A 26,384-nucleotide genomic window follows, 5' to 3' on the forward strand; every position below is an offset into this window, starting at 1 on the left:
TCTTAACGTAATCGGTTATGTCTCTTCAATTCATTATTTATAATTGCTTTAAGTGCCTCAGTCTCTCCACTGAAGTTCTCAGACAATCTCGCCGCAGCAACAACCGCTAACCATGCTCTGAATTCATTCCTGTCCAACGTGTTATTTTTTCGGTAATGGTAGATATATTGACGACAGATAATGAACTTGAAAAACTTATCCATCGCTTGTTTTACTTTAGACGCGTCAGAGTGCCTACTGAGTGAGATAAGAAGATAGGTCCGAGCGACATCCGCTAATGGGTTACCCACGTCAGCGTCTGCCCAGTCCAAAACCACGACATGAGTCATGCTTTGCATCAGATTCCCTGGATGGAAATCGTTGTGACACAGATGCGATTTCGTCGGTAAAGACAACAATAAGACCAGTAGTTTATCTTTCACTTCTTGCGAAAGTAGGTTCTTTTCTAAAATTTTTCCTTTAAGCCGAACCCCTTGCGATATTAAACCATCTTGCACCGTTTTCTGGTGAATTTCGCTGTGGGCATTCGCCAATAATTCTCCTAACCGAAATACAGTCGATGGCGATTTCTCAATAATACTTAGTATTGACTCCCCTTCTATCAGGTCCATTTTTAGCGCAAATTTCCCATTCACTGTTGTGATACCGGCAATAGTTGGAACGGGTAAACGTAACGCACTCGCTTTTTTAGTTGCCTCGAACTCATACGCGATCGTTTGATAAGAAACGTCGGATTTAAATGCTTTATAAACGGAATCAAGACCATCATAAAATACGTCAGCTTGATTTCCACTTCCTATTAGACTCATATGATGCAAATCGATTTTTTCTTCCAACATTTTATTTTCACCTAACGACATCGCTTAAATAAGAATATTTTGTCGACGCCGAGGACTGGAAAATCGCGGAATCTCCCCGTTTCTAAAAAACCTAATTTCTTATAAAATTGCGAAGCCTGAAATGTATACGTATCGAGATAAATTCCATTGACGTTTCGATTTTTCCCTTCTTGCTCAACCATTTTTATTATCTTCTCGCCCCAACCTTTTCCTCTAACGCTTTCTGATAACCAAAAATAATCGAGATACAAACACTGACCTAAAACTCTTACTGTGACGCCGCCATATAACTTACCAGTATCACTACGCAAAAATAACGCGAAACTGGCGTCCTGAACAAATGGTAAGTGAGTCCTATTAAACGCCGACAGCCCTTCATGAATGGTGTCAACTTCAGATTTATCAGGCGCGCTATTCAACTCAATAACTAAAGACAAATCTGTTTTCTTGCCTTAATGGAATAAACTAATGGTATCGGTTGACCGTTGCACAACTTCTTAAATCCACGATCTCCATCTTTTTCCATTTCGGAAAAACAATTGTACGGGCTGTATGGGAACTCGTTCACGCTATCAACACTCAGACCCGCTCCAATTAGTGCATTGACGACTTCGCTTATAGGGTGAGGCCAGGTCATCATTACCGACGTTTCTCCGGTACAGTTTTCAGTATACGTTCCTTCGTCATCAACATCGGCTTCGTTCGATGGGAAATAAGAGTAACCCGAAAGAACATCATTGAAGTTATGAAACTCCACAAGGTTAAGTTGACCGCCTTCTTTTAATGAACTCGAAACCAAATCGGCCCAACGACGTAAATCCGGTAACCAACACAAGGCCCCGTATGAAACGAAAACGACATCGAATAATTGATCATTTGTGTCTGCGAAACTGTAGATATCATCACAGACAAAGTGAGTGGATAAGCCTAGCTTATCAGAAAGACGCTTAGCCACATTTATCGCCTCGGAAGAGATATCTACACCCGTAACCTTCGCGCCTAGTCTTGCCCATGACAGTGTATCTTGACCAAAATGGCACTGGAGATGGAGTAATGCCTTACCGTTAACGTCGCCGACTTCGTCAAGTTCAATTTGATTCAACGAATTTCTTCCGCTCAGAAAGCCTTCTACATCATAGAACTTTGAGTCTACGTGAACTTTTGTTCGTTTATCCCAAGCGTCTTTATTTACCTTTAAGTAATTCATTTTTAGCCCTATTCTTATATTTATCTCTGACCACCTGTTACGTAATCAACCTAACAGATAACAGAAACACCCGAGTCAAACGAATTTTCAAAGTTAATAACAATCCGCCCTTTCGCTCGATGAGTCGTTAAATGACGTATCGCTTCTGAGATACTCCGTTGAGTAAAAGGAATAACCCTATCAATTGGCATTTTAATATTTTCATTGAGAAGGACTTTGTAAGCCTGCTCAATAACATTCTTAGGATACTTCTCACCAAAAGTATACATCGGGCCACGGCGAACCCTTGTGCTGAGCATTCTTTTTCCAACATAACCTAGGACACCAGCAAATTCTGACCAACTTAACTTCTCTTCACCTACGTACTGCATGGGGCCAACGATCGTTTCAAAAACACCATCATTTTTAAGTACCCTAAAGGCGCTTTTTTCTATGGATTTCCCACCTACACAATCGAACACGATGTCGTAACGAATGGCGTTATACTCAGCCAAGTCTGCAAAATCGTTAAGTGTATAATCCACGACTTCATGTGCGCCTAATTGGCGGACATACCTTTCATTTTTTGCGCCGCAAACAGCCGTAATATGACAGTCTAAACTCTTTAAGTACTGTACGATCATACTGCCAATGGCACCAGAAGCGCCAACGACAACACAGTCGGCTCCTCGACGGACCTTTGCAGCTTGTATTGATCCCCACGCGACACAGGCTCCCATAGTGGTCGCGGCGGCCTCAACGTGTGTTAATTTGTCTGGCTTTCTCATCACCATTTTCTGGTCAAGCACGCGATAATTCGCCCAAGATCCGCGTTCCATTTGTTCAGACGGGATAGCGATAACCTCATCACCAATCTTTACTTTTTTTACGCCAGACCCCACTTTTACAACCACACCGGATACCGAAGAACCCAAAATACAGGGTTTCTCATCCGATATCGCTTTAGGGCCATAGAATCGACCTAAAGCCGTTCCTTGTGCCGCATAGATTTCGTCAATATGCATTGCTGAAGCACAAAGCTTAACCAACACTTCTTGGTTGTTTGGTTGTGGAATCGGCACCTTTTTCATCGTGATATAGTCATGAACTCTGCCCACTACCGGAATATCCGTGAGGCATATAGCGTCCATCTTTTGCGTCGATGAGAAGTGATCATTCATAGGATAATTCATTAAGTTTTCCTTTTTTGTTATATCTCAATGCTAACAAAGATGGGGTAATTAACAGGGTTAGTACGGTTGCAAACACCAACCCTCCAGCGACAGTTGACGCGAGTTGGACCCAAAATTTGGCGATCGGCGCACCAAATTCAATCTTTCGGTTGAAAAGGTCGACATTCATTTCCAATACCATAGGCAGCAAACCTAGAACCGTTGTGACCGTGGTCATTAGGACAGGCCTAAGCCTCTGTAAACCTGTATTGATAATGGCCTCTTGGACTGGTATCCCTTCTTTTACAAACTGATTAAAGGTGTCGATAAGAACAATATTATTGTTCACCACGATCCCGGCAAGCGCGATGATGCCTAACCCGCCCATTACGACCCCAAATGATTGCTGAGAGATAAGCAGACCCAGAAAAACACCAACGGTCGAAAACAGCACCGCACTCAGTATTAAAAACGCCTGATAAAATGAGTTGAATTGAGTAATCAAGATGAGCCCCATCATGAACAGCGCACCCAAGAAGGCCTTGGTTAAGAAATCTTGTGATTCTTGTTGGTCCTCATTCTCGCCTTTGTATCGGATACGAACAGTGGGATCTGTCATCAAATCGGCCAGTTGCTCGTTGAGTAACGCAAATACGGTTTCTAGCTGAACTCCCTCTGCCAAATCAGCTTGGATCGTCAACACTTGCTTGCCATCGACCTTATGAATCGATGGCTGACGTTCTGACGGATAAACGCTCGCAAAGTTACTTATTGGCACCATTCCATGAGGGGTGTTGACTCTTATCGTTTGTAAGCTATCAAGATGTCGAAATGCCTTAGGATAACGAACCTTAATGTCTAACTCTTCATCGCTATCGTCGGGTCGATAATTACCAACGACTAGCCCCGTTGTTAACATCTGAACACTCGAACCAACCACTGTCGGATCGGCACCAAATGAAGACGCTTTCTCCCTATCGATATCTATTTTCCATTCAATACTTGGTTGCTCCCCATCATCAGTTACATTGCGAAGTTGTGGCATCGAATTTAATAAGTGCTTCAGTTTATCTAAGGCAGGTTGAAGTTGATCTGACGCTAATGCGCTGACTTCGATTTGGAGTGCTTTACCGCTGTTCGGCCCATTACTCTCCGGTTGAACTTCTACCTGAATACCAGAAATACCTTGCAGTCGCTGCCGAACTTCCTCGGTGATCAGATTTAGATGAGGTCTATCTTGCCATGGAACCAAATTACCCCGTACAAATCCGACAGCATCATCATTCCCTGTCTTTGAGTAGAGCGTGTCTATTCCATCTATATCTAGAATTCTGTTCTCGACCTCTTTCATCAGATCACTTTTTTCATAGATAGATAAATCGGCTGGCGAACGGATCGTAAGATTAAATACACCGGTATCAATTTTTGGGAAAAAGACGACACCTTTTCCATAGTTTGCATAGAGAACAAACACTGAGATTGAAAAAGCCAGTGCGATGGATAATGTATAAATAGGCCTGTTTACCACAACCGACAGAGCTTTAGCGTATAGGCGCGTTATCATGTTCGCTTCAGAAACATCATCATTATTCGTTGAAGCGTTTGACGCTTCCTCTAAGACTCTCACTGGAGCCGATTTACCCGCAAAAACAGCCCCTAACGTCGGAACAAAGATTAAAGCCATAAACAGAGAAGCAACAAGAGTAAATATCAACGTTAAAGGCAGATACTTCATGAAATCGCCCATAATACCCGGCCAGAATAGCAGAGGTATAAAGGCAGCCAACGTTGTGGCAGTAGAGGCAATAATGGGCCAAGACATCCTATTTGCTGCGGTCAAGTAGGCCTGTTTTTTGTCTATACCCTTTGCCATCTCTTTAACGGCATACTCGGTCACGACAATCGCCCCGTCGACCAACATACCGACAGCCATGATCAAGCCAAATAGGACAATAATATTGATGGTCATACCGAAGGCGACCAATAAAATAATTCCAGTTAGAAATGCGCCAGGTATCGCAACGCCAACAAAAGCGGCGCTTCTCCAACCTAAAATCATAACGATGACTATCACAACAAGAATCACCGCACTTGCCACATTGTTTTGCAAATCTGACAGCATATTCTTCACATCAATTGACGTATCACCGACATAGCTGATATCAATGCTACTTGGCCATGAAGCCGATTCCTCATCTATCAGAGCCCGAACTTTCTCAACCGTACTGATCGTGTTTTCACCCGCTCTTTTTTTAACATCTAACGTAATAGCCCGTTGGCCATTAAGGCGGGTTATGGTTATCGGATCTTCGTAAACACGTCGAATTGAGCCTATATCACCAAAGGTAACGACCTTGTCACCAGAGACTTTTATCGGCATAGATAAAATATCGGACATTTCTTCGAAAACCGACGGTACTTTGATGGCAAATCGCCCCTTACCTGTATCCATGTTTCCTGCGGCAATAAGACGATTGTTACGAGAAAGCAGATTTAAAATAGACGAGTGATCAAGCTGATAGCTCTCCAATAACAGCGGGTCTAGTAACACCTCCACCGACTCTTTGCGTTCTCCTCCAATATCCACATTAAGTACTTCGGGAAACGCTTCTATTTGATCCTGAACCGTTTTAGATAATGTTATCAACGTGCTTTCTGGTACGCTGCCCGAAAGTACAACTGTCAACGCTGGAGCCCATGCAGCAAGAGTGATCTCTTTAACGATTGGAGCTTCGGTATCCGGTGGAAGTTCCCCCTTCGCAAGTTCAACCTGTTGACGAACATTCGCCAATGCAATGTCTTTACTTATGGTGGGTTCAAATTCGAGAGAGATAGTTACGAGCCCTTCGTTTGCATCACTTAGCATCTCTTTGATACCTTCGATATCATTGAGTTTTTTCTCTATTGGTCGCAGCAATAAACGCTCAGCATCATCTGGTGAAATACCATCATGCGACACAGAAATACTAATAAAAGGAAGCGGCACATCGGGGTCTGACTCTTTCGGAGCAATACTATAACTAACGGCACCGACGAATATAAGTATGATCAACAAGAGAATGAACGTACGACTTCGTTCGATTGCAAAGCGAATAACACTATTCATTGTTCGTTGCCTCTACTCGAAAAATATTGACCGATTCTCCCGCACTTACAAAACCTTGGCCCAAAACAATAACGTCCACGCCTCGACTCAACCCTTTTATCCACGCACCATCTTGGTCCGTTTTTAGGATATCAATTGGCTCAAACCTTACCTTTCCGTCGACAACACTCTTAATACCAAGCTCACCGTCAGTACCTAACACTAGAATCGAAGGTGATACTTTGATTGCGGGTTCCACCCCTAGCGGAAGCTCGATCTCTGCGCTGGTTCCTGCATACAAGATATTATTCCGATTCGGTACCTTTATTTCGATACGGAAGGTATTCGTTGCTTGGTCTGAAACACTTGATAAGTAGTTAATTTGCCCCTCTATTAAGCGGTTATCCAGTGTTCGAATTTTTGCTTCCTTCTGGTTCCGCAAAAGATAAATATCGTTCTCCGTAACTGAACCGCTGACAATAAGCGGGTCTAACATTTCAATCCTTGCCACAGCGTCACCGACAGAAACATAATCCCCTGCTTCGACAAAACGTTCATTCATCACACCATTTTGAGGTGACCGAATATAGGACCTATCAATCGTTCTTTTAAGCTTGGCGACCAAAGACTTCACTCGCTTATATTCGGTATGTAATTTAGCCAGTTGGATCTTTCCTTGGAACCCTTTACTTGCGAGTTTCTTTGCGCTGGTATATTCAATTTCTTTCTGCTTTAGGTTAGCCAGAGCGTAATCTAAATCATCTTGTACACCGTCAACGTCCAGTGTAGCGATGAGGTCATCGGTTTTTAACACACTGCCTGGCATAGCCAACACTTTGCTGACCTTCCCCTCTATTTCCGACGCAACCGTAACGGTTAAGTACGGCTCTGTTCGGCCATTAAGTTTTATACTCTTTACGATGTTTTTCGTTTGAAACTGCTTCACACGAACGGTATAAACACCCTCATTTAATGGCTTTTCTTGAGCGACAACTTCCGCAGAACTAAAGCTACCAGAAAACATCCATCCACCAATTAAAACGATGAAAAGAGCACTCACTAGATTGGATTTATTCATTATTCAACACCTTTTCATCTGTTATATTGTGCCAATATTGGTCATATTTGAGGTCTAAAAGTTGAGATTGAGACCGACTGAAAATGCCAACAGTGATGAGTCAAAAAAGTCGATATTAGAATTAGTCTGGGACATTCCAGCAAAAGAAATGAACGACAAGTAATCAACATTAAAGAGTGAGGCGTATTCATAAGCTACAAATGCACCATAAGAGGAATCTGATTGCTTGAGACCAAAAACGGGATTGATAGCGTCATAATCACTTTCGGCATAATCGACGTTAACCGACAAAGCGTGACGTCCGAACTGGTTAATTAAACCTAAACTTGCCGCATAAGATTGAAAAGACATGGCGCGGCCATCCGCGTTATGGTCAATATAAGTCACTGCCGGAGAAAGGAACATATTGCTACTTAAGGGGAACTGATAACCCACATTAAGATAACGACTATCGCCGCTTCTTCTCAAGATAGATCTCTCTTCGTTGCTCAACGAACTGCCTGACAACTCATTTTCTACTTCATTGGTGCCGTAACCGAGATCCAATGAAAAACCTGCACCAGAACTTGGCGTTAGCTGGATTCGGTAGCCCTCACTTTCACTATCTGTAACCGACCTTTTAGTTCCGGTTAAATACGGGTCTTGCCAGACTTCCGCCGCCGATAAGGTTGGCACATATGAAAGACTTAAAACTGTCCCCTCTAATATTTGATTTCGATAACCAAATGCCATGACAAAATCGCCAGAAGCAATATCGTCTCTCGACATTCCGGCAAACAACTGCTGCTTTCCGAAGTTATATTCAATCACGCCAACAGGAAATAATAACGCAATGTTCTCTGAATCACCTTTACGGTTGATATCCCCTTCTAATACTCGATTACTTTCGGTATTAAGGTTCGATTCCACAGACATCATGCCCGCATTAAGTCCGAATTCACCGCTAAAATGGCCGTTTAAAAACTCAGACGCGCTTGCCTGCACAGAAAACACAACACTCAGTATCGCGACGTTCGCTATCTTATTTACATTTTTCACTTCAAATCCTTCCTATCAGGTATACGCAGCCAACCAATAGCCACATCTAATACTCAAAGCACATTCATTGTGCTGCTGAATGAAAATACTAGATGAAAAATAACGTATTTACTGTTCGACTTTGTCGGTGAACGTAGCGAAAAAATTAGGGTTTACAAAACTTTCACACCGAGATAAATTACGCGAGATATTATTTTTTATAATAAAAACAATAAAATAAGGACAGAACACGACGATAGGAATCGGTGTCTTTTTATACATCCAAATACGATTACTGACGATTTTCCAGCTCATCCGACAATTCCTGACAATCCAACACATATCTAGACAGCATCTGTTAAACAGAATGCTATTATGTAAATGTAGCTATCAGCGGATTAAATTGTTTATGAAACTAGCCCTCATTATGCTAACCGCGCTGTTGATGATCTCATTGGCGTTAATTCAGGTTGTCATTTTCCCCTCATTCCAAAGTACACTTACAGAAGACTCTGAAACATGGCAGTTAAAATACCTAACTGCGGGGCAAATCCGAATGTTGGCAAATGTAATTGCACCATTGCCAGAGCACGAGCGCGAGGAAGCGCTTGAAAAATTGAGAGAAAATATTGGTTTTTTCGTAGAGATATCTTCGTTAGAGAATCATCGTTTTGACGAAGACCAATTAAGAGAATTGAAGGCTGGCGAAACCGTTGTCGATATTTACAAGGATTCAAGTTATCAACTTATCAGTGATAACCAGTATATTAGCTTTGTTTTAACTAATGAGGTGCCTTACCATTTGACGAGCAAAGCACAGCGCTTTGTTATGGGATCGCTCTATTTAATCCAAGAAAAGCTCGCGTCCATCCCACAAGAAGATTGGGATGCGGCTTTTGTGGATATACAAAAACAATATATGCACCCTATAGCATTAAAAGACATGAGCACGCTCGATCTTTCAGACCAAAACATCAAATTACTGAATAACGGCAAAATCGTCACGTTGAAAACCGAAGATTCAGAGACCATCGATTACCCTGCAGATTATGCGATGCAGAAGGTGAACAATAGTAATAAAGTCATCTATGTAGGTCCTTTTTCACCAACAGTCATCGAAAAACTTTACGTACTACTCACCATCTATTACATCTGCTTTGGTCTGTTTATACTTATTCCTATTTTACTTTGGCTATTACCTGCTTGGTTCTCCATGAAAGAGCTTAAGAGAGCAACCGCCTCACTTGGACAAGGCAAATTTAGTACCCGAGTGAAGCGAATTCCGTTGAGCCAACTTAACCACCTTTCTCAAACCTACAATGTCATGGCAGAAAGAATTCAGCGATTAATTTCATCTCATAAAACCCTAACAAATACTGTCTCTCATGAACTGAGAACGCCGATAGCGAGAATAGAATTTAATATTGAGTTACTACGGGGACATGTTAGCGGAGATTATGCCTTGAACCAGTTAGGTCAAATAGAATCTTCTGTTGATGAGCTTAACAAATTGGTCTCAGAGATGCTGATGTATGCTCGTTTTGATAGAGAAGCTCCCCCCCTTAAGCTGGTTCAAATCAATGTTAATGACTGGCTCAACGAACAGGTTGATGTTTGGCGAACGAACTATCCTGATATCGATATTCAGGTAAAAACTGAAGACTCAATGTATGTGGTTTTTGACCAGTTTTATATGAATCGAGCACTAAATAACCTAATAAAAAATGCGATATGTTACGGTAATGGCACTGTGGTCATTTCTACTGCTAAGACGAAAAAGCACCTTCAACTCGCGGTGGAAGATAACGGCTTCGGTGTCGACTATACTGAACGTTATGACGTTTTCACGCCGTTTTATCGCAGCAGTGAGCATGTAGACAGGGACAAAGGAGGATCAGGGTTGGGGTTATCCATTGTAAAACTCATCATGGATTGGCATAACGGCCAAGTTAACGTTAAAAAATCGACATTAGGAGGGGCAAACTTCCAGTTGACGCTTCCTAACTCTACTTCAACGGATGTAATAAAATGAATGCAAAGATAATGATTGTTGAAGATGACGCCCCATTAGCGCAGTCAATTAAGGAGTACCTCACTATTGAGCAATTCGATGCTCGAGTGATCTCTAGAGGTTCTGAGGCCGAGTCAGCCATTCTCGACTGGCAGCCTGACATTGTTTTACTTGATGTTATGTTACCCGGTAAAGATGGCGTATCTATATGCCGAGATTTACGCTCAGAATATGATGGCATCATCATAATGTTTACAGCAAAAGATGATGAGATTGATCAGGTTGTAGGATTAGAAATTGGCGCAGATGATTACCTTACAAAGCCGGTTAAGCCGCGCATTTTATTAGCTAAACTTAAAGCATTTTTGCGAAAACAAGAGCGAACAAGTAAGCCATCATCCGCCCCCGTCGATAGCCTAACCATAGGTGATATCAAAGTTGATACCACCTTAAGACAAGCGCATCTTAATAACGAGCTCATCTCTCTCACCGATGCCGAATATGACCTGCTTGTATTGCTGGCAGTAAACGTTGGCGTCATACTATCGAGAAGTACCATCGTCGAAAAAACACGAGGCTATGAATACGACGGTATTGACCGGAGCGTCGATAACCTTATAAGCCAATTACGAAAAAAACTAGGTGATGACCCAAGACAACCGGTCAAACTCAAAACCATACGTTCAAAAGGCTATGTTCTGCTCGACAGATAGACGCGGAGCTTCGCGCTTTATTTTAAATTGTCTGTTTTTGTCGAAATATACAGACCATTACCTTTGATATGCAAATGCGCTTAGGCCGTTATATCTGTATTATCAACAGATTAACTATCATCTAAACGCCAATTCTGCTGACAATCCCCGACAATTCCCGATAGAAATCATCGTCTAATAACTTGAGAATAGATTTACACGTTATCCATTCATTCTATCAATAAATAGAGAGACAACACATGAAGTCAGCAGCAATTATTCTTCTCACACTTTTCGTTTCATTTAGCGCAGCAGCCGAGGCACCACCATCACGAGTCAGCACCTTTATTGGTACTAAAAGTATCAGTGATAACACATGGGAACCGTTTGATTCTCAGGTTGAGTTTGGTGTGGCGGCGGATGTTAATATCGCCAACCTACCGGTAAACTTTTACGTTGGACTGAATGCTTCCATCGACAAACGAGACAGTGGTGATGACGAAGGCAAAACCGTTGAGAAGTTATTTGGTGTTAGCAAACACTTCCCTATTGGTGGTTCTCCATTTAACACTTATGTAATGGGTGGTGTCGCTCATATTGAAGGTGAACTGACTAAGTCTGGTGTGACACAGAAAGATTCTGCCGTGGGGTACTTTGTAGGCGGCGGTATTGTGTGGAATTTCACCCAACATTTTGATATCGGTTTTGAAACTCGATACTCCCAAGCAGAGATCAAGTTTGATGATAAAGACGTAGATGTAGGTGGTACGCACCTAGGTGTTACTGCTGGATTTAACTGGTAAGTAATGAGCACTTTGCATCCAATTGCGGCGCGATGAAAGCAGGTTTCGATTGATTTATATATTCAAACCAGATAACCAAGGTTATCTGGTTTTTTTGTGCAACGCGGTTCTGAATTCCCCTTTAAACTTGATATTGAGACAAGGTAATACTGGGTGATAATCGTTTTCTATAGTGTATGCTCTGCGTATTAAGTATATACAAACTAAGCAACAATAAATGAGTTAGCGATAATGAAAAAAAACGAAGTCACTCAAATTACCGAGCTACTAGAGAAGGATGCCGTAAGGCTTCAAGCTTTGAATTGCGTCCAATCACTACAATTGCCAGATTGTTATGTTGCGGCTGGTTTCATTAGAAATATGGTCTGGGACTTTGTACATGGTTATCGCTTTTCGACACCACTCAATGATGTTGATGTGATTTATTTCGACAACAATGAGTCGTCTAACAATATCCATGAGCAATATGAACAACAATTGTCTGAATTGATGCCCGATCTTAATTGGCAGGTTCGAAATCAAGCAAAGATGCACGTTCGAAACGGTGACAAGCCATATAAAAGCGCTCTTGATGCTATGGGTTATTGGGTTGAGAAAGAGACCTCTGTAGCGGCAAGAATATTGGACGATCGTCAAATTGAGTGCATTAGCGTATTTGGTTTTGAGAGCCTATTTCAATTAAAACTAACCCATAATCCAAAGCGAGACAGGGCGACATTTGAGCAAAGGGTATCGAGCAAAGGCTGGTTGATTCAGTGGCCTAAACTCACCGTACACATTTAATTTGTAGTCGAAAATCAACATTTTATGGCTGGACCACTAGCGTAATGGTGCTCTTAATGATCAATTTTTACGTAGCCGTATACGCGTTTTAACTAACATTAATGTAATATCTGTGATTGCTATCTATAAAAATGAGATCTAAACACGTATCTTCATCCTACTGTTGCTTGCAAGTACTATAGTTAACGACAGAAGTTAGCGATAAACTCTCTACACATGAAAAATGTACATCTCGTAACAATTAGAGCACACATGGTAATCCAAACTGGTAACTTTGAAAACTTAGATCACACCGAACCAAGTCATCTCGAAAATGAACTACTGACGGCAATTGCCCGCAGTGCCGAGAATCTATCTAACGGACGTGGTTGGCCTGAAGGTGTCGACGCGCTATTGGCAGATCTAGGCAACATCACTAAAGTCAGTCGAGTATGGATATTTCAAACATTAAAATTAGAAGATAATTATATCCAGCAAGACTACGTCTTTGAATGGGCTTCTAACATCAAGTACAAACAAATTGGGCTTCCTAGCTTCAACCGTTTTACTTCTAATACCAAAGAACCTGAGTATATTTCTTTGATTGAAAGCCGCACTCGAGGAGAATACCAACACCTCATCGTCAATCGACTTCCTGATTCTTGGCTAAGAGGCTATCTTATACAGCAACATATTTGCTCTATGTTAACCATTCCTATTTTTGTGGAAAACCAATGGTGGGGCACACTGGGTTTTGATGATTGTGAACGTAACATTGAATGGTCATCTAGTGAAATTGCACTACTGCGAACGGCTTGTTTTCTTATTTCTAGTGCGATCCTAAGAGATCAGTTAAGCGCAAAACGTCGCCAACTAGATATCCTTAAACAAATTACCGCGTGCAGCGCTTGGGAATTGGATATTCGTAGAGGGCATTTATGGTGTACACCAGAAATACTCAGCAATATTCCAGAGAAAACCGATAACCTGCAGTTTTCATTCCGACAATGTATCAGAAAGATTCACCCGGAATATCGAAAGGATTTTTTTCGCGTCGTCCGTCAGTTTAATCAAAGCAGTTCTACTTCCTTTCGGTGTGACTTGAAAATCCGAAGAGACAATGGCGACTACGGTTGGATTGAACTATCCGCCAAAATCGATGATAGTACTGAGCATAGTGGCGATGTACTCGCGGGTATTTTGTTAGATATAACCTTGAGGAAAGAGGCGGAAGAACGCCTAAGACATGAGGCCACCACCGACCCACTCACGGGCATACTTAACCGAAGAAAAATAGAATCACTCGTACAAGAGCACATTGATAGATATAAGAAAACAGGTGAGAAGTTTTCGTTGGTCGTTTTAGACCTAGACCATTTTAAGAGAATTAACGATACCTATGGTCATTCTGTTGGCGACCATGTGTTGTGTCAATTTACCGAGCTATGTCAGCGATCGTTGCGCAAAATAGATTACATTTCTCGTATCGGTGGGGAAGAGTTCGCGATTCTATTGCCGAATACCAATGAAGAAGAAGCTTTTGTCATAGGAAACCGAATCTGCCAAACCATTCAACACAATCCTTATATTCACAAAAGCGATCAGATAATTTATTCCGTCTCTATCGGCTGCTCAACGCTCAAGGATGAATACCTAGAGGTTCATAAGATTTTCGAACGAGCTGACTCCGCGTTGTATTTCGCAAAACGATCGGGCAGAAATCAAGTCAAAGTGAGTTAACCAGCGGCGAATTTATTATGGTAGAGTGCCCACAGAACTTACAAAATAATACGATTCTATGTCTACCAATATGAGCACATTTTTTCCTGCTGGGGTCCGTTTCATGATCCTATCTGCTTTCGGTTTTGCCCTAATGTCGGCTTGTGTAAAGTACGTCAGCAATCATGGCATTCCGCTATTTGAGATAGTTGCAGCAAGAGCGATCGTATCTTGGGTTATCAGTTACCTCGATGTTAAGCGGAAAAGGATCTCTTTATGGGGTCATAACAAACCTCTGCTTGTTTCTCGAGGCGTGATGGGTACGTCGGCGTTAATATGCGTCTACTATTCGGTGACGACGTTACCATTGGCAGAAGCGACCATACTTCAGTATGTCAATCCCGTGTTTACCGCCCTTCTAGCCGTTCTATTTTTAAAAGAGCGCATTCAAGTCTCAACCATTATCTGCATTGTGATGTGTTTGTTTGGTTTATTCTTTATGGTAAAACCGAGCATGGACAGCAACTTAGCCGGCGACTTGCCACTTTTTAGTGTTGGTATTGCTTTAATGGGAGCACTGTTTAGTTCCGTTGCCTACGTGATAGTAAGAAAATTAAGTCAAACCGAAGATAGCTCAGTAATCATCTTTTATTTCCCACTTGTTGCCCTTCCTATCTCATTATTATTAATCGGTGATAGCTTTGTTTGGCCGAGTATTCACATCGTGATAATGCTGGTGATGCTTGGTGTTTTTACACAAATTGGTCAATTTGGCTTAACCAAGGCAATGCAGACTCAAGCCGCAGGAAAGGCATCCGCTTACTCGTATGTACAGATACTGTTTTCTGCTTTGTTAGGTGTCGTGTTCTTTAGCGAAATACCTTCGATGTGGAGTTATTTAGGCGGTGCATTCATTGTCACCGGTGCACTAATCAATGTGTTTGGACAGCACCTAAGAAACCCATTTAAGGCTTAATTTTGTCATCATTCGGTTTAATCATAACCACTAATAAAAGGGTCGACACGAACAACCCTCATCATCACCGTTCCTTCGGATATATCCATTTAGTAACCCTGTCATGATTGTGTGTGACGACTCATTTGCACTGGCATAACCCGTCATAGCAATACGAACGATCCTCTCTTTATTACGCTATTCATTTTAATACTCAATTCATCCCCCGACTTGATACATAAATTCAATTTATGTATCAAGTTAATATCAACCTATGTATTCGCTCTGTATTTATGAATAAACTTGTTTGCATCGAAGTGAGCAAGCAACCTCATTTCATGAATGATGATGATTAACCCAATAGGTGGAACTATGAGAACTTTCGCAAAACTATCAATAATTTCGACTGCCATGATTGTCGCAACAGCGGCATTCGCGGCGGATCCAATGATGCAATACAACACACAAAAAACGAACAGCAATCTAGAAAACTCCCAGAAATTTGAATACCACGAAGGAGACACGTTAGAGCAATATATAAGCACACAGCCCGAAGGTAAGTTGTATTCTTCTGAAGAAGAGGTCCTTGCCGTATTGATGGGAGGCGTGAATAACGGTGACTACCGAGGTAAAACCAATACAGGCTGGAAAGAAGGTTTAATGTTTGAAGGCATTGCACCTTATGGTGACCATATGGTGTCAGGCGCAAACTGGTTCCCACGTACCGAAGAAGTACAACCAGATGAAATGCGCGTGACCTTTATGGGGACATCTCCGATGATTCGTCCTGGACAAGCGAACACATCTATCTATGTGGAACTGGGTAACGGCTCGAATTTCGTATTTGATTTAGGTGAAGGTTCAATAGCGAACTATGTGGCGGCAGGTGTCGCAATGAATGAATTAGATCACATATTCATTACCCATTTACACGTTGATCACTACGGTTCCTTACCCTATCTATACCAATTCGGCGGCTGGAATGGACGCTGGGAAAAACCGTTAAATATCTATGGTCCAAGTGGCGCGACGCCAGAATATGGCACACGACATATGATTGAGGGAATGCAACAAATGTTGAACTGGCATACCGATGCCTTTGACGTATTCCCATCGGGCAACGACCTTGTAGTACATGAGTTCGACTTCCGAGACGATGGTGGTGTGATCTACGATCAAGACAATGTTGAAGTAATTCACTGGCGTCGCAGCCATGCAAAAGACGGCGCTTCTGGTTATCGCCTAAATTGGACACAAGAAGATGGTCGCGTACTTTCATTTGTATGGACAGGCGATGGTCGTCCAACAGAACTTGATTTGAAATACGCAAAAGGAGCAGACTTATTCATTACTGAATTACAAACAGAAACCTTCGGTATTTCATCCATCATCCAAGGGGTTCCACCGTTCTTAGCGCGCTACACCGTAGATACACACCACACTCCGGCTTATGCTGCTGGTTATGTGGCAAATGAAGTACAACCGCGCTTGTTTATGACAACGCACATGACATTCGACCCGTATCTAAACGAGGAAACGGTTGCCGAAGTCCGTGAGCACTGGAAAGGCCCTTATCACTTTGGCGCACCAGACGGCATAGTCGTTAACATGACAAAAGATAATGCATGGGTACGCGAAGGAATTTTACCTGACTTTCCGAATGCACGTGCGCCACAGTTTGACATGGCAGACGGCTCAGATTTTAGAATTCCGATGCCAAAGAAATCCCGTGCTGATATCCAGGAACAGGAGATTAGAGATCTCGAGTTAGATCCAAAGCTGTACTACCCAGAAGGTTACCACCCAGAACTATTAACCGAATGGCCAGTAGAGAGAGACATTGTTATCCCAGCAGAACAAGTGCCAGAAGCAATGAAGAAAGGGATGAATACAAAACAAGAGTATATGGACAGAGTGCGTGAACATCATAATCTAGAGCGAAAGTCAGTGAGTCGACCGACTGAACCGAGTGAAGGGGCAGGAACAGACAAAAAATAGGACGCGATTAAAGTAAGGGCATGATGGTCATGTCCTTACATAAAAAACGCAAACATTTGCCTGTTTAGCAATGTTTGCAAACCATTACTTTGGTTTACTTACGCAATATTTTGGAGTACATCATGAAAAAATCACTTCTAGTTATGGTCATATTCGGTCTTGTTTCTGGCTCTGTGTTAGCAAATGGACAATCGAATGCACACAATTATCAACCGGGTGCAACAAACAATTCAGAGCGTCTTTCGAATATCGATCCCGATTACGAACTAACGTTACCATCCGATAAAAAAGGCTATACGAGCTACGATAATACGTTCATGTCTGATGGTGGCACTTACACGACGTATGTTAAGCCTAACCCTTCAGACGATATCCATGTTGCTGATGAAGGGTCAATGACACTCACTCATGCTCAAGGTGGTGGAATAATGACCGAATACACCACTGGTATTGGTGCGGATACCTTCACTGTTATGTGTGGTTTCACTTCCGGCCCCTCTTTTTGGGCAGACAGTAAACCAGCAAATGTTTGTAAGGATGCACAAGCGTTAGCGGTTGCGTTAGAAGCGAAGGGTAAATGGGAGATAAAAAAAATGAATGACACAATCCCGCCGGCAAGAATAAGCTCTGACTCTTAATAAGCAAGGCAAAACACTCACTAAAACAAAGGAAATCACATACGAATCGTGCTGAATTCCCAATGTAACGTCACATAACATGCAAGGTAATATTCTATGAAACGCTTTTCAACAGCACTAATAATTCTATGTTCATTGGCGGTTCCCGCTACCGTTTCAGCAGCAACGCACGACCACAGTCATAACCATTATAATCCGACATTAGAACAACTAGGCAATGATATTGTTGGCTTAACCGTCTGCTATAAAAATGGTTATTTGTCCAACGAAGCGCAAGAACCTGCGTTTACAAATCTGATTAATCACGCCGACGTTTCCGGTGAGGAATTGGGCATGTATTACATGGATAAATTAGGACTAAAGGCAGAACAGATTATGAGTGATGACGAATCGAAGATGTTATGGAATGAAGCGTTTTGTTCAGAATTAACCAGAACTTACTTAGACAACAATAAACTGGCTGAAGCAAAAAAAACCAACCACAATGATCAGAATACACACAACCATGGACATAATAACAGTGGCCATAAAATGCTTAAAAAAGAAACGATTCAACAAGATATCGAACGTGGACGCCTTCTGAGCATCAACTAACACAAATCATTGATTTACCGGTTCCACCTCAAATGTGGAAGATGCTTAGGCTCTTCCACATTTTTTTGTATCCTTGTTCCCTTGCTTCCGCTTGAGCACAAAAGATACTCAGTCGTTCACTTAACCAATTAGCAGCAACGTAACAGTGCAAGTAACTCATCCAACTCATTCACTACTAGCGAAGCTTGGTCTGCAAAGTTCGGTGTTTGACCATGTGTGACCAAACATGACGCCATATTGGCATTCGCTGCTGCTTGCAGATCGTAGAGATAATCCCCCACATAAAGCACGCTAACAGTTGACAGGTTCCAATGATTTGCCAGTGCAACAAGTGAGTCTGGTGCAGGTTTAGCCGGGAAATCTTCACGGGTTATTATTTGCTCAAATTCGATATTATTGTGGCTCAATTTCAACGTGGTTGCTTGTCGGCAATTACGAGTCACAACCGCTGTATAAAAGTTGTTTTTATACAGAAAATCGAGTAGTTCATAACAACCAGACATAGGCTCAGACCTTAACGCGTCACTCATCTCATGATCTAAGATAATCTGATGGGCACGGTCTCTATCTTGCTTGTTGGACAAAGAATCCGAATAGGTGAGCAAATCTTCACTTAATGGGCAACCAATCACACCTCGTAGGGCCTGAAAATCCATTCCAGATGTAACCAACGTATTATCAAGATCAAACACAACTGCTTTAATACGATCTAAATCCATGTAGGCAATTCACCTTAAATTATCTGCTCATAAATAGCTCATCAAAGCATAGCATTTCTGCCAACGAGGGTTGAGCTTACACCTCCAATTTCAAATCTAAATCACCAGAATAGTAAACTCGCATCGATATTGTGTGATTGACGAGAAAGACCAATTACGCTTATAAAAAAGTGACGTCAGTATTTAAAACTCGACACCTACTTTAAATGTCATGCGCGCTTTACTGTATGGGTGATCGAGTTCTAGTCGCTCTGCATGTAAGTGCAAACGGTCGGCTTTTCCGCCATATAAAGCGTCTCCCACTATCGGCATATTTAAACCTAAGTGATGTGCACTGTGGACGCGAAGTTGATGGGTACGGCCAGTTTTTGGGTACATGTACACTTTACTAAGACCCGCTTTCACTTCAATCAACTGCCAGTGAGTTTCGGCATGTTTGCCATGCTCGTCACACACAAGTTGCCGTGGGCGATCATCAGGGTCACCGCGCATTGGTAAAGAGATATCCCCTTCTGATTGGGTGAGCTCACCTGTTAGAAGTGCTATATAGCGCTTTTGTACACCACGTGTGATGAATTGTTTTTGTAGGCTTTTGTTTGCACGTTTGGTCAGAGCAAACACCAATAAACCGGATGTTGCCATATCTAAGCGATGTATCACAAACGGGCCTTCAACGTTTGGAAATAAGGCTTGCAGGCGTGTATAGGCGGAATCTTTAATGGTTTTTCCCGGCACCGATAATAAGCCTGATGGCTTATTAATAACGACCATCGCTTCATCTTGAAACACAATTTCTAACTCTTTGTCTACCGCCCAATTTTTCTCCAAAGGATTGGGCTCAACATTCAAGCCTTGTAGCATGTGCCCCATGATAGGCTGACATTTGTTATTGCATGATGGGTAAAATGTCTTATGTTGACGAATTTCTGATTTAGGTGGTACGCCCCACCAAAATTCTGCCAAAGCTAGCGGTTTGAAGCCATGTTTATAGGCAAAGTGTAGCAGTTTTGGTCCTGCACATTCACCAGCTCCGGCAGGTGGAACGGGATTGCTTGTCGGGGCAAAGATATCGACCAAATCACGCATATGGCCACGATTATCGAGGAAACGATACTGTTTATGCAGCCTATGTTGTAAGGCGTTAGACAGTGTTTTATGTCGTTCTTTACGCTCTGCCAAATGCACCTGAAGGTTCGCCAAGCGTTGCTCTTTGATGGTTAATTTCTCATCCCACACGCGTTTTAAATGCTTGAGTATGTTCTTCTCTTTCACGCTTTGTTTACTCAAGCCATCCAATAGAGCGTTGAGCCGATCTGGAGCAAGCGTTTGTTCACCCTCTTTCCGCAACTGCTTACGGGTTGCGCGACGATCAATCATTACCTGACGATGTGCCTGTTCTTCTTGTTGGTAAGCGGCGCGGTCTGCTTTTATTTGTACGTTTAGCTCTGCCATTTCTGGATTTGCGGCCAACGCTTTGTATGCTGCGTTTGCTGTATTGATCGCATCGCTCTCGTCTCGGAAAAAACCTTCTTCCTCAAGCATATCGAAAACAGGCGGAACAAAACCGGGTACTAGATTTTGGTCAGCAATTTTGCCGGAAAATGCACTTAAAAAACCGATTTCTCCTTCCGGATTTTGTACGAGCAGCACTCCGAACATTTTCCCACGGCCACTACCTTCATTTTCTAAACCAAAGTCATGCTCGAAATCTGCCTGAGTTTCTAAGTGCTGTTGTAGTTGCTCGGCTGCCAATACGCATAAAGGATGCGGCATATAGTAGAACGGAAACGTAAATTGTTTCGGCAAATCATAGCCTTCGATAGCAATGTTAAATCGAGTAAAGCAGTGTTGAGGCGAGTGCATATTAAAAGCCGCGTGATAGGATAATTCTGAGCACGGATTGTACCTGTTTTTTGAGAGATTGCCATGAAGGGCTGTGCTTTCGGAATCTCCATTAATTAAGGAGCCCTAATTCATTAGACGTGGGGAAGATTTATAACCGGCGTTGTTGAACCATTCAGATTCAGAACAGATCTAACCTAAGCAAATTACTCTCTCATTTAATAACACATTTATCCCCATCAATAAGCAAGGTGGGCATTGAGGATGGTTCTCTCTAACTCCGAGACAGTTGGCATTCCGTAACACAGAAATGCTCCATTTATGCCGTGAAGTAAAACGCATATCAAAACGAACTGATTCACTAAATTTTTTGTAGAAGATGACAATTTGTTGTGGTGTGGCGAAATTTACACAGTTATTGAGTCACAATTGTCCCATTCTTTGCTACACCAACAAGCCCCTACCCCAGTTGAAACAACCTATAAAATGGGATGCTACCAATATCTGCCGAAGGGAATATCTAAAGAACTTGATCAGCTCTACCAAGTTGTCCATCAGAACATCAGTAAAGTAAGGAACTCACTACGAGTGTAGATAACCTTACTAAATCGATACGTCCTGCTTATCCGCAAGACTCATTGAAGAACAAGCTCAAAGTGCGACTGAACTGCGTTAGCAGATTTCTTGTTCAAACTCGCTTATGCCCCTTTTCAATTTAGAGTAACTTTTAAAACATAGTTGTGATGGCTGCGGTCGCCCTAGAATAATTTATCTAATAGCATCTATATTCGTAGCCAATTAATGCAAACCACTACAGTCGATAGCGATAACATTATTGGTTAACATGTTGGAACCTTCAGTTTTAATCTCACCTTTCTGGTTTAGATTGGTAAAGGAGGGAGAGGGTTCAATACATCATGTTTCAACGCTTAATATCCTGCTTAATTCGAGTACCGTTTGACCTAGTTTCCCTAATCGGTGTTGTGTCTACTCATTATTGGTCGATTCAGTTTCTGGAGTCTTATCATTTTCTAGCGACCGCAGTAACCATCCTTTAAAGACGTCTAATACTTGTTCTAAGTCCTCTCTAAGAGGGGTATACCAATACGCAGCATTGCCTGTGAATGTTAATGAAGGATGACTAGTTAATTTACCAGTTTGGAGTTCTTCCTCTACTAATCCTTTAGGTATGAAGGCAATACCCTGACCAGACAGCGCCGCACGGATAACCATGGAGTAGTATCCGTAGCGAATGACGCGATCTGGGCGAACTTTATGTGTGTCAACAGAACTTGTAAAGTTCTCCCAAAGAAATGGTGTGCCACCGTGCTCTAAAAAGGTGCAGTTAAGTAAGTCGTTGAAGCATTTTGGTGAGCCGTTACGTATCCAATAGTCAGGTGTAGCAACGAGTAAAGCTTCTTTTCCAAACAAATATATACTGTTGTTGTTAGATACTGGCTCGGTGCCAAAAGAGAAAATCGCATCAGGCTTTTCACTTTGACAAGCGTTGCTGAAATTCGTAAATTGAACTTCTATATCTGGATACATATCTGTAAACGTTGAAAAACGGGGTAGTAACCACCTGTCTCCAAATATTGGGAGTACTTGAACTCTTAAAGTTTTTCTCTGCAGGTTAATACGAGCGACTTGTAATGCTGCATCTTCCATTGCTTTGATAGCAATAGATGCTTTTTCTATATATATGTACCCTGCTTCAGTTGGAATCATGCCATGGCTAGTACGTTGAAACAGAGGGTAGCCTACCAAATTTTCAACCGCAATAAGTTGCTTACTAACTGCGCTTTGAGAAAGGTTTAAACTACGTGCTGCCGCGGTGGTAAAGCCCCTACGACCGATTTCTACAACGGTTTGAAGACCAATTATAGAAGGTAGGCGTGAATATCCAGATTCTATCATTGAAATCATCCTTTATTGACGTTGTACTCTCAACTTGTCCAAACATAATCCTGTAACAAAGGACAACAGTTATCGTTAGGTTATGCAATATTTGCGCCGTCATTCATATAATGAACTTTGTTCTAAATTGCATTTATGTTGCCTAGTCGTTTTTGTCATGGCCTATATGAAATATGGTCGTTGGAACTTAAAAAATAATACTGCCATATTGGTTGTCACCTAAAGGACTAATTACGGAGAAGACAAATGACTAAATCGACAACCAATTTATGGGGTGGTCGCTTTAAAGCTGGCGCATCTGAAGCGTTAACTCGCTTATCACGCTCACACCCCACTTATTTTCGATTATTCTCAGAGGATATATTAGGTTCTCAAGCTCATGCTTTAGAGCTCAAACGAGCTGGAATATTAACCAATGAAGAAGCAACGACTATTAAAAAAGCGTTGTCGAAAATTCATAAAGATATTGAGTCAGGTGACGTTGTTCCTGAGGAGCAAGATGAAGATGTCCACAGTTTTCTTGAACGTATCTTAATGCTACGACTAGGCGCTCTGGGCGGAAAGTTAAGAGCTGGGCGTTCACGTAATGACCAAACATCAAACAATACTCGTTTATATCTTCGCCGCATAGCTCGTGAAATTACAGTATCGCTTATTGAGGTGCAAGAAGCTTTAGCTGAACAAGCTCAAGCTCATGTTGAAACTATTTTACCGGGTTTCACTCACCTTCAACCGGCACAGCCTGTATCCCTGGGTCACCATTTGATGGCTCATGCGCAGTCTATGCAACGTGATATTCAACGTTTTGAAGATTGGGATAACCGCTTTAGTACATCTCCATTAGGTGCTGCTGCACTGGCTGGTTCAGCTATTGCCTGTCGTCCTGAATTGTCCGCAATTGACCTTGGTTATACTGCGCCATGCGAAAACTCAATTGATGCCGTTGCAAGCCGAGACCATGTCGCAGAGTTCTTGTTTATCTGTTCAACAATAGGTATGAATTTGTCTCGTCTATCAGAAGAAATCTGTATCTGGAGTTCTAAACAGTTTAATTGGACCAAACTTCATGATTCCTATTCGACAGGCTCTTCAATTATGCCGCAAAAGAAAAATCCAGATATCGCAGAATTAACACGTGGTATGTCTGGTAGCATGCTTGGTAACTTAGCTGGGTTTTTAGCCACAATGAAAGCTATGCCATTGGCGTATAACCGAGATTTAGCCGAAGACAAGCGAGCTCTATTTTCGAGTATTGATTTATTAGAACTCATCCTTCCCGCTTTCGCAGGTATGGTTAAAACTCTTAAGTTTGATGTTGCACGTTTACGAGAAGATGCTAGTAAAGGGTTCACGTTAGCAACTGAAATGGCGGACTGGCTGGCGTCGAATGGAATCCCATTTTCTGAAGCACATGATATTACTGGTATTGCTGTATGCTACTGTGAAGAAAAAGATATCGATCTAACAGATCTAACTGTAGAAGACCTACCTCATATCGATTCACGATTATTGCCTGATGTATTGAACGTTATTGATTTGAAAAAAGCAATTTCGTCACGTGTTGGTTACTTTGCTACGGCTCCAGTCAGGGTTCGAGAGCAAATCGAAAGATTTAATAAAGAGCTAAAACGTTCAAAATTGTGGGCGCTTGAAACTTTGTCATATTCGAAGCTAATGTAATCAATCAGATAATCAAGGAGTGATGACTATGTCTACTGACGTATTGGCTAAATTAGATCCATATCAAATCTCACATTTAGAAATACAAACCCGAAAGCATACCGGAAGAAAAATCACCGCTTTTATTACGCTCGCTATTGTGGCGTTTATCGTACATGCCTTTATTAACGGTCAAATTGAATGGGATGTTGTTGGAGAGTTTTTGTTCGCACCAGCCATTATGGATGGGTTAACAAACACCATTGTTATGACAATTTGTGCGATGTTTGTTGGCCTCGTTTTAGGTGTTGTTATTGCGATTATGCGGATATCGGGTAACCCGGTCCTCATTACAATTGCAACAGGGTATGTTTGGATATTTCGTGGGGCACCAGCTCTACTTCAGTTATTACTTTGGTTCAATTTGGCGCTGATATTTCCAACTATTGGTCTGCCAGGTTTTTTTGAAGTTCGTACCGTGGATGTAATGACACCTTTCGTTGCCACAATGCTTGGACTTGGAATACAGCAAGGTGCATATACTTCTGAAGTGGTTCGTAGTGGTTTACTCGCTGTTGATGTAGGCCAATATGAAGCGGCGAAAACACTTGGCATGACTCAGATGAAAATGCTGCGCCGTATTGTATTACCACAAGCAATGAGAGTTATGGTTCCGCCAATCGGTAATGAAGTGATCGGTATGGTGAAGTTGACCTCACTCGCTAGTGTTATTCAGTTCTCCGAAATTTTGCATAATGCTCAAATTATCTACTTTGCTAACACTCGTGTTTTAGAGTTACTTCTTGTGGCAAGCTTTTGGTACCTCGCCGTCGTGACTATTTTATCCATAGGACAATATTACATCGAACGCTACTTCGGTCGTGGCCACCGTAATGCTAATGATAACAACTAAGGTGAACCCGATGAGCGATAATTTACTTGTTAAAGCAATTGATGTGTCAAAAAGTTTTGGTGATTTTAAAGCATTAGACTCTGTCAACTTTGAAGTCAAGCGAGGTGAAGTGTCTTGCATAATTGGGCCTTCTGGCTCTGGGAAAAGTACGCTACTGCGCTGTATTAACTTATTAGAAATAATGGACTCAGGTGGTATTTGGGTTAACGGTGAATTAATCGGATACAGGCAGGAAGGCGATAATCTATACGAGATCAGTGATGCTGAAATTGCGCGTCAACGAACCAAGATAGGAATGGTATTTCAGCGCTTCAATCTATTTCCTCATATGACCGCGATTGAAAATATCATTGAAGGCCCTGTTCAGGTGCTAAATGTGCCAGAAAATGAAGCAAGGACACATGCGAAGGAATTACTCAAAAAAGTAGGGCTATCAGATAAAGAAAATCAATATCCATCTGAGCTTTCCGGCGGTCAGCAGCAACGCGTGGCTATCGCTAGAGCCATGGGGATGAAACCTGATTTGATCTTATTTGATGAACCTACATCAGCGCTCGATCCTGAATTGGTATCAGAAGTATTAGAAGTAATGAAAGATTTGGCGGCTTCTGGTATGACAATGGTTGTTGTAACACATGAACTCGGGTTTGCTCGTCAAGTCGCAGACCGAGTGGCGTTCATGGAAGACGGAAAACTTGAAGAATACGGTACTGCAGAAAAGGTACTGGTTAATCCAACTAACCCTCGAACTGCGAAATTTATCCAAGCAGTAAATAGCTAATACA

At 42.0% G+C, this 26,384-nt stretch carries 22 protein-coding genes; 12 read left to right on the plus strand and 10 right to left on the minus strand.

What is annotated here, in order from left to right:
* Positions 1-2 precede the first annotated feature (2 nt).
* From L3V77_RS09640 to L3V77_RS09670, 7 genes are read right to left on the minus strand one after another with little or no spacing between them, the layout of a single operon-like run.
* Positions 3-839 carry a phosphotransferase gene (locus L3V77_RS09640; RefSeq protein ID WP_275133949.1) on the minus strand — a complete coding sequence of 279 codons (837 nt, stop codon included), beginning with the start codon at positions 837-839 and terminating at the stop codon, positions 3-5.
* A gap of 11 nt (positions 840-850) precedes the next feature.
* Positions 851-1,276, minus strand: a complete 426-nt coding sequence (locus L3V77_RS09645; RefSeq protein WP_275133950.1) for a GNAT family N-acetyltransferase — start codon at positions 1,274-1,276, stop codon at positions 851-853.
* Positions 1,267-2,046: a class I SAM-dependent methyltransferase gene (locus L3V77_RS09650; RefSeq protein WP_275133951.1), complete on the minus strand. Its 780-nt coding sequence runs from the start codon at positions 2,044-2,046 to the stop codon at positions 1,267-1,269. Before L3V77_RS09650 ends, L3V77_RS09645 begins: the two co-directional genes overlap by 10 nt.
* A gap of 50 nt (positions 2,047-2,096) precedes the next feature.
* Positions 2,097-3,218: an NAD(P)-dependent alcohol dehydrogenase gene (locus tag L3V77_RS09655; protein ID WP_275133952.1), complete on the minus strand. Its 1,122-nt coding sequence runs from the start codon at positions 3,216-3,218 to the stop codon at positions 2,097-2,099.
* Entirely contained in the window at positions 3,199-6,303 is a 3,105-nt protein-coding gene (locus L3V77_RS09660; RefSeq protein WP_275133953.1) for an efflux RND transporter permease subunit, read from the minus strand. The genes L3V77_RS09655 and L3V77_RS09660 overlap by 20 nt, the downstream gene beginning before the upstream one ends.
* On the minus strand, positions 6,296-7,360 hold the full coding sequence (locus L3V77_RS09665) for an efflux RND transporter periplasmic adaptor subunit (protein WP_275133954.1): 1,065 nt from the start codon (positions 7,358-7,360) through the stop codon (positions 6,296-6,298). The genes L3V77_RS09660 and L3V77_RS09665 overlap by 8 nt, the downstream gene beginning before the upstream one ends.
* Before the next feature lie 54 nt (positions 7,361-7,414).
* On the minus strand, positions 7,415-8,398 hold the full coding sequence (locus L3V77_RS09670) for a DUF2860 family protein (RefSeq protein ID WP_275133955.1): 984 nt from the start codon (positions 8,396-8,398) through the stop codon (positions 7,415-7,417).
* Positions 8,399-8,786: 388 nt separating this feature from the next.
* Between L3V77_RS09670 and L3V77_RS09675 the strand changes: the two genes are divergently transcribed.
* The 9 genes from L3V77_RS09675 to L3V77_RS09715 all read left to right on the plus strand — a co-directional run bounded on the left by L3V77_RS09675 (position 8,787) and on the right by L3V77_RS09715 (position 18,549).
* On the plus strand, positions 8,787-10,409 hold the full coding sequence (locus tag L3V77_RS09675) for an ATP-binding protein (RefSeq protein WP_275133956.1): 1,623 nt from the start codon (positions 8,787-8,789) through the stop codon (positions 10,407-10,409).
* On the plus strand, positions 10,406-11,101 hold the full coding sequence (locus L3V77_RS09680) for a response regulator (protein ID WP_275133957.1): 696 nt from the start codon (positions 10,406-10,408) through the stop codon (positions 11,099-11,101). The genes L3V77_RS09675 and L3V77_RS09680 overlap by 4 nt, the downstream gene beginning before the upstream one ends.
* 239 nt (positions 11,102-11,340) lie before the next feature.
* Positions 11,341-11,883, plus strand: a complete 543-nt coding sequence (locus L3V77_RS09685; RefSeq protein ID WP_275133958.1) for an outer membrane beta-barrel protein — start codon at positions 11,341-11,343, stop codon at positions 11,881-11,883.
* 231 nt (positions 11,884-12,114) lie between these two features.
* Positions 12,115-12,666 (plus strand): nucleotidyltransferase family protein, encoded by a 552-nt coding sequence (locus tag L3V77_RS09690; RefSeq protein ID WP_275133959.1) that lies wholly within the window; start codon positions 12,115-12,117, stop codon positions 12,664-12,666.
* Positions 12,667-12,918: 252 nt separating this feature from the next.
* A complete protein-coding gene (locus tag L3V77_RS09695; protein ID WP_275133960.1) occupies positions 12,919-14,385 on the plus strand; it encodes a diguanylate cyclase in 1,467 nt (488 codons plus the stop codon).
* 58 nt (positions 14,386-14,443) lie between these two features.
* Positions 14,444-15,340 (plus strand): DMT family transporter, encoded by an 897-nt coding sequence (locus L3V77_RS09700; RefSeq protein ID WP_275133961.1) that lies wholly within the window; start codon positions 14,444-14,446, stop codon positions 15,338-15,340.
* Positions 15,341-15,691: 351 nt separating this feature from the next.
* A complete protein-coding gene (gene gntH, locus L3V77_RS09705; protein ID WP_275133962.1) occupies positions 15,692-17,317 on the plus strand; it encodes a guanitoxin biosynthesis MBL fold metallo-hydrolase GntH in 1,626 nt (541 codons plus the stop codon).
* A 122-nt stretch (positions 17,318-17,439) separates the two neighbouring features.
* Positions 17,440-17,955 (plus strand): hypothetical protein, encoded by a 516-nt coding sequence (locus L3V77_RS09710; RefSeq protein WP_275133963.1) that lies wholly within the window; start codon positions 17,440-17,442, stop codon positions 17,953-17,955.
* A 96-nt stretch (positions 17,956-18,051) separates the two neighbouring features.
* Complete coding sequence (locus L3V77_RS09715; RefSeq protein WP_275133964.1) at positions 18,052-18,549, plus strand: hypothetical protein; 498 nt, start codon at positions 18,052-18,054, stop codon at positions 18,547-18,549.
* A 128-nt stretch (positions 18,550-18,677) separates the two neighbouring features.
* On the opposite strand, the gene L3V77_RS09720 is transcribed toward L3V77_RS09715, so the two are convergent.
* The 3 genes from L3V77_RS09720 to L3V77_RS09730 all read right to left on the minus strand — a co-directional run bounded on the left by L3V77_RS09720 (position 18,678) and on the right by L3V77_RS09730 (position 23,027).
* On the minus strand, positions 18,678-19,268 hold the full coding sequence (locus L3V77_RS09720) for an HAD family hydrolase (protein ID WP_275133965.1): 591 nt from the start codon (positions 19,266-19,268) through the stop codon (positions 18,678-18,680).
* A gap of 183 nt (positions 19,269-19,451) precedes the next feature.
* Positions 19,452-21,131, minus strand: a complete 1,680-nt coding sequence (locus L3V77_RS09725; protein ID WP_275133966.1) for an RluA family pseudouridine synthase — start codon at positions 21,129-21,131, stop codon at positions 19,452-19,454.
* A 966-nt stretch (positions 21,132-22,097) separates the two neighbouring features.
* Positions 22,098-23,027, minus strand: a complete 930-nt coding sequence (locus L3V77_RS09730) for a LysR family transcriptional regulator (protein WP_275133967.1) — start codon at positions 23,025-23,027, stop codon at positions 22,098-22,100.
* Positions 23,028-23,273: 246 nt separating this feature from the next.
* On the opposite strand from L3V77_RS09730, the gene argH reads away from it, so the two are divergent.
* The 3 genes from argH to L3V77_RS09745 are packed head-to-tail and all read left to right on the plus strand — an operon-like array spanning position 23,274 to position 26,380.
* Positions 23,274-24,707 (plus strand): argininosuccinate lyase, encoded by a 1,434-nt coding sequence (argH, locus tag L3V77_RS09735; RefSeq protein ID WP_275133968.1) that lies wholly within the window; start codon positions 23,274-23,276, stop codon positions 24,705-24,707.
* Positions 24,708-24,735: 28 nt separating this feature from the next.
* Positions 24,736-25,599 (plus strand): amino acid ABC transporter permease, encoded by an 864-nt coding sequence (locus L3V77_RS09740; RefSeq protein ID WP_275133969.1) that lies wholly within the window; start codon positions 24,736-24,738, stop codon positions 25,597-25,599.
* A 10-nt stretch (positions 25,600-25,609) separates the two neighbouring features.
* Positions 25,610-26,380: an amino acid ABC transporter ATP-binding protein gene (locus tag L3V77_RS09745; protein WP_275133970.1), complete on the plus strand. Its 771-nt coding sequence runs from the start codon at positions 25,610-25,612 to the stop codon at positions 26,378-26,380.
* The last annotated feature ends 4 nt before the right edge of the window (positions 26,381-26,384 follow it).

Origin of the sequence: Vibrio sp. DW001, from assembly GCF_029016285.1 — a bacterium.
Classification (GTDB): domain Bacteria; phylum Pseudomonadota; class Gammaproteobacteria; order Enterobacterales; family Vibrionaceae; genus Vibrio.